Raw genomic sequence first — 16,070 nt, forward strand, 5'->3', positions numbered from 1 at the left:
CGCAATGAGAGGACTTGAAGCACCCCATGGCGAAGATCCTGAAGTTCGACGAGGACGCCCGTCGCGCCCTTGAGCGCGGCGTGAACAAGCTTGCCGACACGGTGAAGGTGACGATCGGTCCGAAGGGCCGCAACGTCGTCATCGACAAGAAGTTCGGTGCCCCCACCATCACCAACGACGGTGTCACCATCGCCCGTGAGGTCGAGGTCGACGACCCGTACGAGAACCTGGGCGCCCAGCTCGTCAAGGAGGTGGCGACCAAGACCAACGACATCGCGGGTGACGGCACCACCACCGCCACCGTGCTGGCCCAGGCGCTGGTCCGCGAGGGCCTGCGCAACGTCGCCGCGGGCGCTTCCCCGGCCGCCCTGAAGAAGGGCATCGACGCCGCCGTGCAGGCCGTGTCCGAGGAGCTCCTCGCGACCGCCCGCCCGATCGACGACAAGGCCGACATCGCCGCCGTCGCCGGCCTGTCCGCGCAGGACAAGCAGGTCGGCGAGCTCATCGCCGAGGCGATGGACAAGGTCGGCAAGGACGGTGTGATCACCGTCGAGGAGTCCAACACCTTCGGTCTGGAGCTGGACTTCACCGAGGGCATGGCCTTCGACAAGGGCTACCTCTCGCCGTACATGGTCACCGACCAGGAGCGTATGGAGGCCGTCCTCGAGGACCCGTACATCCTGATCCACCAGGGCAAGATCGCCTCGATTCAGGACCTGCTGCCGCTGCTGGAGAAGGTCATCCAGGCGGGTGGCTCCAAGCCGCTGCTGATCATCGCCGAGGACGTCGAGGGCGAGGCCCTGTCGACCCTGGTCGTCAACAAGATCCGCGGCACCTTCAACGCGGTGGCCGTCAAGGCCCCCGGCTTCGGTGACCGCCGCAAGGCGATGCTCGGCGACATGGCCACCCTCACCGGTGCCACCGTCATCGCCGAGGAGGTCGGCCTCAAGCTCGACCAGGCCGGTCTGGACGTGCTGGGCTCCGCCCGCCGCGTGACCGTCACCAAGGACGACACCACCATCGTCGACGGCGGCGGCAACGCCGAGGACGTCGCCGGTCGCGTCGCCCAGATCAAGGGCGAGATCGAGACCACCGACTCCGACTGGGACCGCGAGAAGCTCCAGGAGCGCCTCGCCAAGCTCGCCGGTGGCGTCTGCGTCATCCGCGTGGGTGCGGCCACCGAGGTCGAGCTCAAGGAGAAGAAGCACCGTCTGGAGGACGCCATCTCCGCGACCCGCGCCGCGGTCGAGGAGGGCATCGTCTCCGGTGGTGGCTCCGCCCTGGTGCACGCCGCCAAGGTGCTGGAGGGCAACCTCGGCAAGGAGGGCGACGAGGCCACCGGTGTCGCCGTCGTCCGCCGCGCGGTCGTCGAGCCGCTGCGCTGGATCGCGGAGAACGCCGGCCTCGAGGGCTACGTCATCACCGCGAAGGTCGCCGAGCAGGACAAGGGCCAGGGCTTCAACGCCGCCACCGGCGAGTACGGCGACCTGGTCAAGGCCGGCGTCATCGACCCGGTCAAGGTCACCCGCTCCGCCCTGGAGAACGCCGCGTCGATCGCCTCCCTGCTGCTCACGACCGAGACCCTGGTCGTCGAGAAGCCGGCCGAGGAGGAGCCGGCCGAGGCCGGTCACGGTCACGGTCACGCGCACTGACGCATAGCCGCGCAGCCGGCTGATCGCCGGCGGTAGCCGGTGGAAGGCTCCTGTTCCCGCTCGTGAGCGGTGGGAACGGGAGCCTTCTCGCGTGCTGCCGGGAGCCGCGCGGCCGGCACGCTCGGGTCAGAGCGCGCCGAGTTGCCGCATCAGGCCCAGGACGTCGTAGTGCCACCAGCCTTCCTGGATCATTCCGTCGTGGAACCGGAAGGTCGTGGTGCCGGTCATGGTGCACTTCCGGCCGGTCGGCTGGACGTCCATGAACGTGCCCTTGTGGGTCCCGTACCAGGTCCACCGAGTCACGACGTCGTCGCCCTGGGCGATCTGGGATTCCAGGTTGAACGTGAAGTCGAAGGCGGCGCGCCATCCGCTGACGTCGCGCTGCAGCGCGTCGGACCCGATCAGGGTCTCGTCCTCCTTGAGGACGTCGTGCTCCCGGTAGTCGGACGCGAACACCTCGTCGATGGCGTCGAGGTTGCCCCCGGCGGCGATCTCGTGGAAGAACCGGCGGGCGGTTGCGGTGTTCAACTGCTCGTCCCGGACGACGTCGAGGTCGGTGAAGGACGGCATCCCGTCGCAGAGCGCCACCATCTCCTGGAAGATCCGGTCGGTCTCCGGGAGGTGGGAGTTCTTCACCGCCTCTTCGTGCGAGGGGAATTCGACGATCTCGACGTAGTGGGAGGCGTCGGACCGGTCCTTGCCGACGACGCTGTGGGTGGCGGTCCGCTTGCCCTTGGTCTGCTCGACCCACTTGTCCATGAGTTCGTTCATGCCGTCGGGCCGCTCGGTCCGGTAATCGATTATCTGTACGAATTTCATGGCGCCTCCCGGGGGTGGGTGGGACGCGTCCATTTTAGTGAGGAATGTCCCGTGTCGTGCGGTCAGGCCGAGCGGTCCCGGGCCTCCGGGTGCACCGGATCCGCGAACGGCCGGCCCGCCGCGAACCGTGCCACCTCGTCCAGCGCCCGGTCGGCCAGGCGGTGCAGTTCACCGCCGAGGGACCCCGCGATGTGCGGGGTGAGCAGGACGTTGGGGAGGTCGTACAACGGGGAGTCGGGGGGCGGGAGTTCGGGGTCGGTGACGTCCAGGACCGCGTGCAGCCGGCCGGTCGCCAGCTCGGTGAGCAGGGCCGCTTCGTCGACGAGCGAGCCGCGGGCGGTGTTGATCAGGGTGGCGCCGTCCGGCATCAGCGCCAGCTCGCGGGCGCCGAGCAGGTGGCGGGTGGCGGGCAGCTCCGGGGCGTGCACGGTGACGATGCCGCTGTCGGCGCAGAGCGTGTCGAGGGGGACCGGTGCCACGCCCAGCCGGGCGGCCTCGGCGGCGTCGACGTACGGGTCGTACAGCAGGACGCGCAGGTCGAAGGGGCGCAGCAGTTCGATGAGACGGCGGCCGATGCGGGAGGCGCCGACGACGCCGACGGTGCGGTGGTAGTTGCCGGCGCCGGACAGCTCGTGCTGCCAGTCGTGCGGGGCGCGCAGGGCGCGGTAGCGGTGGGCGGCGTGCAGCACCCGCTTGTTGGCGAAGAGGATCGCGGCGAGGGCGAACTCGGCGACCGGCAGCGCGTTGACGGCGGCCGCCGAGGCGACGGCGATGCCGCGCTGCCAGCAGGCTTCGGTGATGTGGTGCCTGACCGATCCGGCGGCGTGCACGACGGCCCGCAGCCGCGGTGCGGCGGCGAGCACGCGCTCGGTCAGCGGCGGCGCGCCCCAGCAGGTGAGCAGCAGCTCGGCGTCGGCGAGGGCGGCGGCGACGGCGGGCGAGGGGTCGGCCAACTCGTGGGCGACGAGACGGGAGTCGGTACGGGCGAGGGCCGCGAGGCGGGCGTGGTGGCGGGCGTCGAGGAGCCGCTCGGCGATGCCGGGGCCCATCGCCAGCAGCACGTTCGGGCGCCGCGCCGTGCGCTCGGCCGTCCCGACGGAGGGTGGCGTGGTCATGTGTTCTCCTTCGTGCTCCCTTGACGCGCGGTCGGCCGTACCCGAAGGATGCCCCGGCGGCCGGCCGTCATCCTCCGTCAGAGGGGAACCCATGTCTGCGCGTCACCCCCGCTCCCTCCCCTTCCCGCTCCCGCCCGAGGACCGCCGCCGCAGTCCGTACACCGGCTTCACCCGCGCCCACTGGGAGGCGGTGGCCGACGGCCTGCTGCGCGCCACCCGCCCCTACGCCTCCCCGGGCCTCGGCCTGATCGCCCTCCCCGGCGGCCGGCCCAGCTCCTCCGGCCCCCGCTCGGACGGCCTCGAAGGCTTCGCCCGTACCTTCCTGCTGGCCGCGTTCACCGTCGCCGGCCGCGGCGGCCGCGATCCGCACGGCCACCTCGCCCGCTACGCCGAAGGCCTGGCCGCCGGCACCCGGAACCCCACCGGCGACCGGGAGTCGACGTCCGCCGACCCCGACTCCTGGCCCCGGATCGACGCCGTCCGCCAGGCCCGGGTCGAGGCGGCCTCCCTCGCGCTCGGCCTGCGCGTGACCCGCCCCTGGCTGTGGGACACCCTCGACGACGCGGTCCGCGCCCGCGTCGTCGACTGGCTGCTGCCCGCCCTCGGCCCGTCCCCGGTCGACAACAACTGGTGGCTCTTCGGCCTCACCGTCGGCGGCTTCCTGTGCGACGCGGGCATCGAGACCGTACGCGCCCGGGCCGCCGTCGACCGCGCGCTGGCCCGCATCGAGGACTGGTACCGCGGCGACGGCTGGTACTCCGACGGCGACAACCGCGCCTTTGACCACTACAACGCCTGGGCGCTGCACTTCTACCCCGTCCTGCACGCCCACCTCGGCGCCGACCGCGCCCTCCTGGCCGCCTACGGCGACCGCCTGCGCGCCCAGCTGGACGACTACACCCGCCTCTTCGACGCCAACGGCGCACCGCTGCCCTTCGGCCGCTCGCTCACCTACCGCTTCGCCGCCACCGCCGCCCCCTGGCTGGGCGCCCTCACCGGCCACACCCCGCTCACCCCGGGCGCCGTCCGCCGCCTCGCCTCCGGGGCGCTGCGCCACTTCCTGGACCGCGGTGCCGTCGGTGCCGACGGCCTGCTGCCGCTCGGGTGGTACGGGCCCTACGCGCCGATGCTCCAGAGGTACTCGGGGCCGGGCTCGCCCTACTGGGCGGCCAAGGGCTTCCTCGGCCTGCTGCTCCCCCCGGACCACCCCGCCTGGACCGCTCGGGAGGCCCCGCTCCCCGCCGAAGCCGCGGACACCGTCAGGCAATTGGGCGGTACGGGCCTGCTGCTGCACTCGACCGCGTCCGACGGCCTGGTACGCGTCCACAACCACGGCAGCAACGCAACGCTCGGTGCCCCCGACCCGTACTACGCCCGCTTCGCCTACTCCACCCGCACCGGCCCCACCAGCGACGAAGCCGCCCTGCCGGACAATCACTTCGCCCTGCTCATCGACGGCCGCCCCACCACACGGGGCCCGGCCGCACCGTACGGCCACGGTCCCGACTGGACCGCGTCCACCCACACCCCGCGCCACGCCGACGGAACCGGGCCGACCGGCATCCGGGTGCTGTCCGCCACCGCCGTCCACGGCCGCGCCGAACTCCGCGCCCACCTGGTCACCGGCGCCGCCCCGGGCACCCCCGTACGCCAGACGGGCTGGGCCACCGTCCCCGGCGGCCCGACCGCCCAACTCCACCCCGTGCACGGCTACGACACCCCGCGCGCCCGCCCCGTCCCTACGGGCAGCACCCTCTTCGGCCCCCGTACCGAAACCGCCGTCCTGGAGGGCACCGTCGGCCCGGACGCCGAGGGGACGCTCTTCGTCGCCCTGGCCTCCCTCACCGGGGACCCGGCGCCCGCCCCCGTCCACACCCTGGCCACCACGCGCCTGACCCGCCACGGCGGCCGTCCCGCCCGCCACGTCCTCCACATCACGTGGCACGACGACGGCACCACCAGCCACCTGGTCCTGTCCCCGCCCGCCGAAGGGCGCGCACAGGACCGGGCGGCGCGGCGGCGTCCTGGCTAACGGGGCCCGTACTTGCGCCCGGTACGGGAGGCGACTCCGCCCAGCACCGCGCGGGGCACCAGCTTCAGCGCCCCGGTCAGCGCCTTGTACCGCGGGTCGGGGATGGACAGCGACTTGCCCCGCATCAGGTCCTTCATCGCCGCGTCCACCAGCTTGTCCGCGTCCAGCCACATCCACCCGGGGATGTTGTCCGTGCCCATCCCCGCCCGCTGGTGGAACTCGGTGCGCACGAAGCCCGGGCACAGCGCCATCAGCCGCACCCCGCTGCCCGACAGGTCCCGCGCCGCGCCCTGCGTGAACTGCACGACCCACGCCTTGCTCGCGCCGTAGGTGCCGCGCGGCACGAACGCCGCCACCGACGCCACATTGACCACCGCGCCACGGCGCCGCTCCCGCATGCCGCGCACCGCGGTCGTGGTCAGCCGCAGCACCGCCTCGCAGTGCACCTTCAGCATCGTCAGCTCGTCGGCCAGCGGCACTTCGAGGTACTCGCCCTTGTTGCCGAAGCCGGCGTTGTTCACCAGCAGATCGACCGGGTGCTTGGTGTCCGACAACCGCGCCTCGACCGCGGCGATGCCGTCCTCGGTGGACAGATCGGCGCTCAGCACCTCCGCCTCGATGCCGTGCCGGTCGTGCAACTCCGTGGCCTGCTCGCGCAGCCGCTTCTCGTCGCGCGCCACCAGCACCACGCTGTGGCCGTCGCCGGCGAGTCGCCGGGCGAACGCCGCCCCGATGCCCGCCGTCGCTCCCGTGATCAATGCAGTCGTCATCGGGTCTCCTTCGTGGATATCCCCGGCTTCAGCCGGGGGAGGGGGTACCTCCCGCTTGCGGGGGAGAAACGAAGCTCCCGCGTGAGCGGGGCAGGGAAAGCCGATTCGCCGTCAGGGCGGATCGGCGCCCACCCGGGGACGAGGTGAGGCAGCCCCCAAAGGTCGGCGGCTCTCAACTGTCAGTCCTCCCAGGTAGGTTCAGGGGTATGACGGCAGACGCGATCACGGAGGCGACCGGGCATGCCCGGTACACCTTCCGTGTGCGTCTGTCGATGTCGGCCCGGCGTCAGCTTGAGGCCGAGTGGGACCGCTTGCGCTGGGTCTGGAACGAGTGCGTCGCCAAGTCCAAGGCCGTACACGTGTACAACCGGGAGACCGGCGAGAAGGCGACGTGTGGTCCGGTGCAGCTTGCGGCGATGCTAACCGAGGCTCGCAAGCGGACGTCGTGGCTGGCTGCGGGCGCGTGCGTGCCGCGGCAGCAGTTGATACGCGACTTCGGCAAGTCCCGCGCCAAGGCACTCAAGGACATCGAGAACCGACTGCCGATGCGGCAGCGGGCCGGGATGCCGAAGTACAAGAAGATCGCGAACCAGCGGCAGGACACCGGCCGCAAGTGGGCCGAGCGCGTCGTGCGGGACCACGACGCCATCGCGGTCGAGGACTTCCGCCCGAAGCTCCCCGCCAGGACATCGATGGCTCGCAAGGCCGCGGACGCCGCCATCAGCGCCGCCAAGAAGGTCCTGGTCGAGATGGGCCGCAAGCACGGCCGGACCGTGCACCTGGTACACCCCGCGCACACCACCATGGACTGCGCACAGTGCGGAGCGAGAACCAAGCACGCACCACCTCTTTCCGAGAGAACGTATGCCTGCACCGCGTGCGGAGCCGTCTCCCCCAGAGACAAGAACCCCGCCCGCGTGATGCTCGTCCGGGCTGGTCTCGTACCCGGCTGGTGCTGATCGCGTAAGACCTGCTGGTCCGCCGGACCGCAGGCGACGTGAGCTGGGAATCCCCCTCGTTCACGAGGGGGAGGAGTCAAACCGGCACGCTGTCCGCCCGGACGGTGGCACCCGCCCCCCAGGGCGTGTCCGCGCCGGCCCCCGCCGACGCCCCGCCGGCCCGGCCGCACCGCGCTCGTCCGGTGCCGGGTAGCCGACGCCGCCGCCGGGCGGACCGGCCCCGCCGGTTCACCCGGTCAACCGCCCTGCCGCGCCAGATACTTCGCCACCACCTCCCGCGCCACCTCCGGAAGCGCCTCCCCGGCCTCCAGCAGCCGCGGCAGCAGCTCCCGCCGGGTCGTCAGCGCCCGGAACATCAGCTCGATCGTCACCTCGTGATCGGGGCGGTACACCCGCTCGACGCGGTCCCCGGCGCGGATCTCGCCCGGCTCGATCACCCGGAGGTAGGCACCGGGCACCGCGGCCTGGGTGAACCGCTTCATCCAGCCGCGCTCGCCGAGCCACCCCTGGAACATGCGGCAGGGGATCCGCGGGCAGCTCACCTCCAGCAGCACCCGCGGGCCGATGCGCCAGCGCTCGCCGATACGGGCGCCGGTGACATCGACGCCCGAGGTGGTGAGGTTCTCGCCGAAGGAGCCGTTGGCCAGCTCGCGGCCCAGCTCCCGCTGCCAGACGTCCAGGTCCTCGCGGGCATAGGCGTACACCGCCTGGTCGTCGCCGCCGTGATGGCGCAGGTTGACCACCGCGTCGCCGGCCAGCCCGCTGCCCCCGACGCCCGCGGGCCCGGGAGCGCGGACCGCCACCGGGCCCTCCGCGGGCCGCTTGTCGATGCCCGTGCCGCCCTCGGCGTCGGTGTACTCGGACGGCATGGGCCGCCCCACATTGACGGTCAGCAGCTTCATACGGTCCTCCGCCGTTGCCGTGCCACGGTCCGCGGAGCGCCCCTGCCGGCGCCTCCGCCCCTGATCGAAAACCGCCCCGGCCGGCCAGGGCGGACGCTACTCACCCTGCCCAAAAGCGGCATCCTGATTTTCCCCGATCCACCCAAGACTCGCTTATGCTCGAAGCGTGATCGAGGCCCGTCATCTCCGTGTGCTGCGCGCCGTCGCGCGGACCGGCTCGTTCTCCGCCGCCGCGCGCGAGCTGGGCTGCACCCAGCCGGCCGTCAGCCAGCAGATGAAGGCGCTGGAGCAGTCCGCCGGCACCCCGCTGCTGGTCCGCGCGGGCCGCGAGATGCGGCTGACGCAGGCGGGCGAGGCGCTCGTACGGCACGCCGTCGGCATCCTGGCCGGGCTCACCGCCGCCGAGGAGGAGGTCGCGGCCATCGCGGGCCTGCGGGCGGGGCGGGTGCGGCTGGTGTCGTTCCCGTCGGGCAGCTCGACGCTGGTGCCCACCGCCCTGGCGAAGATGCGCGCCGCCCACCCGGGCACCCGGGTCTCGCTGGACGAGGCCGAGCCGCCGCGCTCGATCGAGATGCTGCGCAACGGCGACTGCGAGATCGCGCTGGCCTTCCGCTACCCGGAAGTGCGCGGCGCGGACCCGGAGGCCGCGGCGGAGTGGGACGACCTGGTGGTCCGGCCGATCCTGGTGGACCGGCTGATCGGGCTGGTGCCGGACGGCCACCGGCTGGCGAAGGCCGGCACCGCCGGGTTCGCGGAGCTGGCGCAGGAGCCGTGGATCGCGGGCTGCCCGCGCTGCCGCAGGCACCTCGTCGAGGTCTGTGAGAGTGCGGGCTTCACCCCGCGTATCGACTTCGCCACGGATGACTATCCGGCCGTGATCGGCTTGGTGGGCGCGGGGCTGGGGGTGGCCGCGCTGCCGGAGCTCACGCTGGAGTCGGTGCGCCCCAAGGGGGCCACGGCGATACGGATGGAGCCGGCCGTGCACCGCGAGATCGTCGCGCTCACGCTGCCGGATCTGGCCCATGTCCCCGCCGTCGCGGCGACGCTCGATCAGCTGGCGGACGCGGCGGGCCGGAGCGGTCACGCGCGCTGAGGGCTCAGGGGGCGCGCCCAGTGGCGGCGAGAGCAGCCCGAACCTCTGCTCCCCGCAGTCGAAGCTGCGAAGGAACGATTCTTCAGGGAGTGGTCGCGCTCCCTGGGTCAGGCGCCTGAGGTGCCCGAGTTGCCGGTCATGGAGGTCGCGGGGATCAGCCGGTGGCGGGCCCGGCCCATGAGCTCCTCGCGTTCGTCCTCCGTCAGACCGCCCCAGACCCCGTAGGGCTCGCGGACGGCCAGTGCGTGCGCCGCGCACTCGGCTCGCACCGGGCAGCGCATGCAGACCTCCTTCGCCGATGTCTCACGCGCGCTACGGGCCGCTCCGCGCTCACCCTCGGGGTGGAAGAACAGGGAGCTGTCCACGCCACGGCAGGCGGCCAGCAGCTGCCAGTCCCAGAGGTCTGCGTTCGGGCCCGGGAGGCGGGAGAAATCTGCCATTGCTTGTCCCCTCGAAGCGATGCTGATTCGGGCTCGGTGCTCAAGACCGTACATCTACTATCGAAGTAGATGTAAATATGACTCATTGCGAATCTAGTCGCAGTCAACGCGAAAATGGAAGAAAGAGAGCCAAATAGGGCATAGGGTGCACGCGCGGATGCGGGCCGCCCGACGAGTCGTCTGCGTATCCGGCTCCTCACGGAGCGTGCTGAACTCGGTCACCGAAGCCGTAACTCTTTCGAGTGACCGTCGTTGAGTGTGCGGAGGCGATTGGCAGAGGTAGCCCTAGGGCACATGTCCGAGGCGGCCGTCAATCGCACAGGTGACGATATGTACCAGCCTGGAGGCTCAAGGTGACGCGCATCAGCTGCGGAGGGCGGTCATGACTTCCGTCCTCGTCTGCGACGACTCCCCGCTTGCCCGAGAGGCGCTCCGTCGGGCGGTTGCGACCGTGCCCGGCGTCGAGCGTGTGACGACCGCGGCCAACGGCGAGGAAGTCCTCCGCCGCTGGGGTGCCGATCGTTCGGACTTGATTCTGATGGACGTGCGGATGCCCGGTCTCGGCGGTGTCGAGACCGTGCGCCGGCTGCTGTCCGCCGACCCCGGCGCCCGGATCATCATGCTCACGGTGGCCGAGGACCTCGACGGTGTCGCGCTCGCGGTCGCCGCCGGTGCCCGCGGCTATCTGCACAAGGACGCCTCGCGCGCCGAGCTGCGGGCGACGGTGACCCAGGCGCTGGCCGACCCGACGTGGCGGCTCGCCCCGCGCCGGCTGCGGTCCGCCGAGATGGGCGCCGCCCCGACGCTCACCGCCCGCGAGATCCAGGTGCTGGAGGGCATGAGCCACGGCCGCTCGAACGCCGAGATCGGCCGGGAGCTGTTCCTGTCGGAGGACACGGTCAAGACCCACGCCCGGCGCCTGTTCAAGAAACTCGGCGCCTCCGACCGGGCGCACGCGGTCGCGCTCGGCTTCCGCTGGGGACTGGTCCGCTGACCTGCTGTGCAAACGGGGTTACGGCGCCCGCCCGCTGAAGCGGGTAGCGAACGTCGTAACCCCGCCGCGTCGACGCCCGGCGCCGAAACCTCACGGGATGCCGCATCCTTGGAGGTGTGACTCCTCCCCGGCGGAGGCCGGGGCTTCTCACTCGGCCAGAAGAGACCTCATGACGGACAAGGCCTGCCCGGCGCCGTACGGCACGCAGACAAGCTACCGGCGGGGGCTCGCGGTCGGCATGGGTACAACCCGAACGGGGGAGGCGTGGAACGTGGGTGCTAGCGCGACGGCTCGTAACGGTTCGGGGCACAACGACGGGGGCAGTGCCGCAGATCGTTCGGCACCAAGGCACCATGGACCGATGCGCGATGACGGGAAGCAGGAGATCGGCGATCTCGTCGCACGCGCAGTCGAGGGTGACCAGCGGGCCACCCACGACCTCCTGGCCCATGTGCACCCGCTCGCCCTGCGCTACTGCCGCACCCGTCTGTCGAGGCTGCCGGGTGACGCCCGGCACTTCGTCGAGGACCTGGCGCAGGAGGTGTGCGTCGCGGTGCTCTGCGCGCTGCCGCGCTACCGCGACACCGGCAAGCCCTTCGAGGCGTTCGTCTTCGCCATCGCCGGGCACAAGGTCGCCGATCTGCAGCGTGCCGCGATGCGGCACCCCGGCAGCACGGCCGTGCCGTCCGACGAGATGCCCGAGCAGCCCGACGACTCCCTCGGCCCCGAGGAGCGGGCGCTGCTGAGCAGCGATGCCGAGTGGGCCAAGAAGCTGCTGGCGAACCTCCCGGAGAACCAGCGCGAGCTGGTCCTGCTGCGGGTCGCCGTCGGGCTGACGGCCGAGGAGACCGGCCAGATGCTGGGGATGTCGCCCGGTGCGGTACGGGTCGCCCAGCACCGTGCGCTGAGCAGGCTGCGGGCGCTCGCCGAGCAGTAGGCGCGGGCGCGGAACGGGCGGCGTGATGTCGCCGTAGAAATGCACAAGTGACGAGGCCCTCATCGCTCGTGGATTGGGACACTTCTCTAGGCCGTTAGCATGGGAGTCCGCGCTGAGGCAAGAGCATTGGGGAAGGTGTCATGAGTGACAACGTCGACGGTATGCCCGCCAAATTCGCCATGCTCGGGCTGACGTACGACGACGTGCTGCTGCTGCCCGGCGCGTCGGAGGTGCTGCCGAACGCGGTGAGCACCGCGTCCCGGGTCTCGCGCAACGTCACGGTGAACATCCCGCTGCTGTCCGCGGCGATGGACAAGGTCACCGAGGCGCGCATGGCCATCGCCATGGCGCGGCAGGGCGGCGCGGGCGTGCTCCACCGCAATCTGTCCATCGAGGACCAGGCCAACCAGGTCGACCTGGTCAAGCGCTCCGAGTCCGGCATGGTCACCGACCCGATCACGGTCCGCCCGGACGCCGACCTCGCCGAGGCCGACGCGCTGTGCGCCAAGTTCCGGATCAGCGGTGTGCCGGTCACCGACGCCGCGGGCAAGCTGCTGGGCATCGTCACCAACCGCGACATGGCCTTCGAGATGGACCGCCGCCGGCAGGTCCGCGAGGTCATGACGCCGATGCCGCTGGTCACCGGCAAGGTCGGCATCTCCGGCGAGGACGCCATCGAGCTGCTGCGCCGCCACAAGATCGAGAAGCTGCCGCTGGTCGACGACAACGGTGTGCTCAAGGGCCTGATCACGGTCAAGGACTTCGTCAAGGCGGAGAAGTACCCGAACGCAGCCAAGGACGCCGAGGGCCGGCTGGTCGTCGGTGCCGCGGTGGGCGTCGGCGACGCGGCGTACGACCGGGCGCAGGCGCTGGTCGAGGCCGGCGCGGACTTCCTCGTCGTGGACAGCGCGCACGGCCACAGCCGCGGCATCCTCGACATGATCGCCAAGGTCAAGTCCAACATCAGCGTCGATGTCGTCGGCGGCAACGTCGCCACCCGGGACGGCGCGCAGGCGCTGATCGACGCGGGCGCGGACGGTGTGAAGGTCGGCGTCGGACCGGGCTCGATCTGCACCACCCGGGTCGTCGCCGGCATCGGCGTCCCGCAGGTCACCGCGATCTACGAGGCCGCGCAGGCGTGTCACGCGGCCGGGGTCCCGCTCATCGGTGACGGCGGTCTGCAGTACAGCGGCGACATCGCCAAGGCCATCGCGGCCGGCGCGGACACCGTCATGCTGGGCTCGCTGCTGGCCGGCTGCGAGGAGTCGCCCGGCGAGATGGTCTTCATCAACGGCAAGCAGTTCAAGTCCTACCGCGGCATGGGCTCGCTGGGCGCGATGCAGTCCCGCGGCCAGGGCAAGTCCTTCTCCAAGGACCGCTACTTCCAGGACAACGTGCTCTCCGAGGACAAGCTGGTCCCCGAGGGCATCGAGGGCCAGGTGCCCTACCGCGGCCCGCTCGCCTCGGTCGCCCACCAGCTCATCGGCGGTCTGCGCGCCTCCATGGGCTACGTCGGCTCCGCCGACATCCCCGAGCTCAAGGAGAAGGGCCGCTTCGTGCGGATCACCACCGCGGGCCTCAAGGAGAGCCACCCGCACGACGTCCAGATGATCACCGAGGCGCCGAACTACGCACGGCGCTAGCAGCCGACCGTCGGGCCCCGCTCCGCTGGAGAGGGCCCGGCACGGCCTACCGTGGAGCCCGCGGCCGGACCCCGGCCGCGGGCTTCGGCGCGTCGGGGATACTGGAACGGCAGACAAAGAGGGAAAGGCCACACACGTGACTGAGATCGAGATCGGGCGCGGCAAGCGCGGCCGCCGGGCATACGCATTCGACGACATCGCCGTCGTACCCAGTCGCCGCACCCGCGACCCGAAGGAGGTCTCGATCGCCTGGCAGATCGACGCCTACCGCTTCGAGCTGCCGTTCCTGGCCGCTCCCATGGACTCGGTGGTCTCCCCGCAGACCGCGATCCGCATCGGTGAGCTGGGCGGCCTGGGCGTCCTCAACCTGGAAGGGCTGTGGACCCGCTACGAGGACCCGGAGCCGCTGCTCGCCGAGATCGCGGAGCTGGACGGCGCCGCGGCCACCAAGCGGCTGCAGGAGATCTACGCCGCGCCGATCAAGGAAGAGCTGATCGGCCAGCGGATCAAGGAGGTGCGCGACGCCGGCGTCGTCACCGCCGCGGCGCTCTCCCCGCAGCGTACGGCGCAGTTCTCCAAGGCCGTCGTGGACGCCGGTGTCGACATCTTCGTGATCCGCGGGACGACCGTCTCCGCCGAGCACGTGTCGTCGGCCGCCGAGCCGCTGAACCTCAAGCAGTTCATCTACGAGCTGGACGTCCCGGTGATCGTGGGCGGGTGCGCCACGTACACCGCCGCCCTGCACCTGATGCGGACCGGTGCCGCCGGTGTGCTGGTGGGCTTCGGCGGCGGCGCCGCGCACACCACGCGCAACGTCCTGGGCATCCAGGTCCCGATGGCGACCGCCGTCGCCGACGTCGCCGCCGCCCGCCGCGACTACATGGACGAGTCCGGCGGCCGGTACGTCCACGTCATCGCCGACGGCGGTGTGGGATGGTCCGGTGACCTCCCCAAGGCGATCGCCTGCGGCGCCGACGCGGTGATGATGGGCTCCCCGCTGGCCCGTGCGACGGACGCGCCCGGCCGCGGCCACCACTGGGGCATGGAGGCGGTCCACGAGGACGTGCCGCGCGGCAAGCGGATGGACCTCGGCGTGGTCGGCACGACGGAGGAGGTGCTGCTCGGGCCGTCCACGACGCCCGACGGCTCGATGAACTTCTTCGGTGCGCTGCGCCGGGCGATGGCCACGACCGGGTACTCGGAGCTGAAGGAGTTCCAGCGGGTCGAGGTCACCGTCGCGCCGCGGCGGTAGTCCCCCCGTTCCCCCGCCTCGCGGAGCCCGGTCGCACCACGGTGCGGCCGGGCTCTCGCCTGTGCGGCCCCAGGCGCGTCACAGCCGGTGGGCCGCGCCCGTGGGGGTGGCGCCCCGGGTGTCCAGCAGGAGCTGGGCCTTCACCGACAGGCCCTGGAGGTCGTAGGTGCGGTGGGGCTGCAGCAGCACCGTCAGATCCGCGGCCGCGGCGGACTCGTAGAGCGAGTCGGCGCGGGGGACGGGGCGGTCCAGGACGGTCCAGCGGGGGACGTAGGGGTCGTGGTAGGTGATGTGCGCGCCGAGTTCCATCAGGCGCGAGGCGATCTCCCAGGCCGGGGAGCCCGCCTGGTCGCCGACGTCGGGTTTGTAGGTGACGCCGAGGAGCAGGATGCGGGCCCCGCGCGCGGACTTGCCGTGCTCGTTCAGCAGGGTGGCGCAGCGCTGGATGACGTAGCGCGGCATACGGCCGTTGACCTCCTGGGCGAGTTCGACCATGCGGAGCGGGTAGCCCAGTGAACGGCCTTTGTAGGAGAGGTAGTTGGGGTCCACCGGGGCGGCGTGGCCGCCGACGCCGGGGCCGGGGCGGAAGGACTGGAAGCCGAACGGCTTGGTCTCGGCGCAGCGGATGACGTCCCAGAGGTCGACGCCGATGTCATGGCAGAAGACTGCCATCTCGTTCATCAGGGCGATGTTGACGTGCCGGTAGTTGGTCTCCAGCAGCTTGGCGGTCTCGGCCTCGCGGGGGCCCCGGGCGCGTACGACCTTGTCGGTGAGGCGGCCGTAGAACGCCGCGGCGGCCTCCGTGCAGGCGGGGGTGAGGCCGCCGATGACCTTGGGTGTGTTGGCGTAGCGGTGGGTGCGGTTGCCGGGGTCGTGGCGGCCCGGGGAGCAGGCGAGGTGGAAGTCGCGTCCGGCGACGAGGCCCGAGCCCGCTTCGAGCAGGGGGCGCAGGAATTCCTCCGTGGCGCCCGGGTAGGCGCTGGATTCGAGGATCACCGTGGTGTGCGGGCGCAGCTGTGCGGCCAGGGTGCGGGCGGCGTCGGCGATGGCGGTGAGGTCCAGGGCGCGGTCCGCGCCCAGCGGCGTGGGCGCGCAGATGACGGCGGTACGGACCCGGCCGAGGGTGGTGGGGTCGGTGGTGGTGCGAAAGCCGGCCGAGAGCAGCCGGCGGAGTTCGGCGGCGGACAGCGGCCCGTCGGCGCCGGTGAGGGCCGCGGCGTGCGGGTCGGGGTCGTAGCCGAGGGTGCCGATGCCGGCGGCGGTGGCCGCCTGGGCGAGGGGGAGGCCGAGGTGACCGAGTCCGATGACGGCGAGATCTGCGGGCATGCTGCGGCCTTCCTTTCCGAGCGACTGGGGGTGGCGTATTCGGATGAGGATGCGGAAAGCGCATGACGGAGATGGATGGTGCATAAGTAGACTAAGCGGATATTTGGCCCAGAATGGGGATTGGTGGATCAAGGTG

The 16,070-nt window shown here is 71.8% G+C and carries 13 protein-coding genes and 1 pseudogene; 8 read left to right on the forward strand and 6 right to left on the reverse strand.

All coding sequences use genetic code 11. From position 1 onward, the window contains the following. Positions 1-26: 26 nt before the first annotated feature. Entirely contained in the window at positions 27-1,652 is a 1,626-nt protein-coding gene (gene groL, locus AC0680_RS14135) for a chaperonin GroEL (protein ID WP_467659161.1), read from the forward strand. A 126-nt stretch (positions 1,653-1,778) separates the two neighbouring features. Here groL and AC0680_RS14140 read toward each other — a convergent pair whose 3' ends face one another. After that, on the reverse strand, positions 1,779-2,471 hold the full coding sequence (locus AC0680_RS14140) for an ester cyclase (RefSeq protein ID WP_478627996.1): 693 nt from the start codon (positions 2,469-2,471) through the stop codon (positions 1,779-1,781). A gap of 62 nt (positions 2,472-2,533) precedes the next feature. After that, positions 2,534-3,586: a hydroxyacid dehydrogenase gene (locus AC0680_RS14145; protein WP_478627998.1), complete on the reverse strand. Its 1,053-nt coding sequence runs from the start codon at positions 3,584-3,586 to the stop codon at positions 2,534-2,536. 91 nt (positions 3,587-3,677) lie between these two features. Between AC0680_RS14145 and AC0680_RS14150 the strand changes: the two genes are divergently transcribed. Further along, entirely contained in the window at positions 3,678-5,618 is a 1,941-nt protein-coding gene (locus AC0680_RS14150; protein WP_478628000.1) for a DUF2264 domain-containing protein, read from the forward strand. On the opposite strand, the gene AC0680_RS14155 is transcribed toward AC0680_RS14150, so the two are convergent. Continuing rightward, positions 5,615-6,388, reverse strand: coding sequence for an SDR family NAD(P)-dependent oxidoreductase (locus AC0680_RS14155; protein ID WP_478628001.1), 774 nt, complete (start codon positions 6,386-6,388; stop codon positions 5,615-5,617). The genes AC0680_RS14150 and AC0680_RS14155 overlap by 4 nt on opposite strands. Positions 6,389-6,594: 206 nt before the next feature. Between AC0680_RS14155 and AC0680_RS14160 the strand changes: the two are divergent. Further along, positions 6,595-7,372: pseudogene (locus tag AC0680_RS14160) on the forward strand (zinc ribbon domain-containing protein); the annotation flags it as partial. A gap of 211 nt (positions 7,373-7,583) precedes the next feature. Here the strand turns inward: AC0680_RS14160 and AC0680_RS14165 are convergent. Beyond that, complete coding sequence (locus tag AC0680_RS14165) at positions 7,584-8,249, reverse strand: MOSC domain-containing protein (RefSeq protein WP_478628003.1); 666 nt, start codon at positions 8,247-8,249, stop codon at positions 7,584-7,586. A gap of 166 nt (positions 8,250-8,415) precedes the next feature. Between AC0680_RS14165 and AC0680_RS14170 the strand changes: the two genes are divergently transcribed. Then, the gene (locus AC0680_RS14170) at positions 8,416-9,342 is read left to right on the forward strand and encodes a LysR family transcriptional regulator (protein ID WP_478628004.1); all 927 of its coding nucleotides are present in this window, start codon (positions 8,416-8,418) and stop codon (positions 9,340-9,342) included. Positions 9,343-9,449: 107 nt separating this feature from the next. Here the strand turns inward: AC0680_RS14170 and AC0680_RS14175 are convergent, their stop codons facing one another. Beyond that, positions 9,450-9,782 carry a WhiB family transcriptional regulator gene (locus AC0680_RS14175; RefSeq protein ID WP_384430026.1) on the reverse strand — a complete coding sequence of 111 codons (333 nt, stop codon included), beginning with the start codon at positions 9,780-9,782 and terminating at the stop codon, positions 9,450-9,452. Positions 9,783-10,164: 382 nt separating this feature from the next. Here AC0680_RS14175 and AC0680_RS14180 point away from each other — a divergent pair, with 382 nt between their 5' ends. The 4 genes from AC0680_RS14180 to AC0680_RS14195 all read left to right on the forward strand — a co-directional run bounded on the left by AC0680_RS14180 (position 10,165) and on the right by AC0680_RS14195 (position 14,608). Next, positions 10,165-10,776 (forward strand): response regulator transcription factor, encoded by a 612-nt coding sequence (locus AC0680_RS14180; protein WP_003948568.1) that lies wholly within the window; start codon positions 10,165-10,167, stop codon positions 10,774-10,776. Positions 10,777-11,137: 361 nt separating this feature from the next. Next, positions 11,138-11,713, forward strand: coding sequence for a sigma-70 family RNA polymerase sigma factor (locus tag AC0680_RS14185; RefSeq protein ID WP_018090849.1), 576 nt, complete (start codon positions 11,138-11,140; stop codon positions 11,711-11,713). A gap of 140 nt (positions 11,714-11,853) precedes the next feature. Then, positions 11,854-13,356, forward strand: a complete 1,503-nt coding sequence (guaB, locus tag AC0680_RS14190) for an IMP dehydrogenase (protein ID WP_384430030.1) — start codon at positions 11,854-11,856, stop codon at positions 13,354-13,356. A 136-nt stretch (positions 13,357-13,492) separates the two neighbouring features. Next, positions 13,493-14,608: a GuaB3 family IMP dehydrogenase-related protein gene (locus tag AC0680_RS14195; RefSeq protein WP_393487487.1), complete on the forward strand. Its 1,116-nt coding sequence runs from the start codon at positions 13,493-13,495 to the stop codon at positions 14,606-14,608. A gap of 78 nt (positions 14,609-14,686) precedes the next feature. Here the strand turns inward: AC0680_RS14195 and AC0680_RS14200 are convergent, their stop codons facing one another. Continuing rightward, on the reverse strand, positions 14,687-15,934 hold the full coding sequence (locus AC0680_RS14200) for a nucleotide sugar dehydrogenase (protein ID WP_478628007.1): 1,248 nt from the start codon (positions 15,932-15,934) through the stop codon (positions 14,687-14,689). Between the last annotated feature and the right edge of the window lie 136 nt (positions 15,935-16,070).

The organism is Streptomyces sp. NPDC043738, from assembly GCF_056436545.1.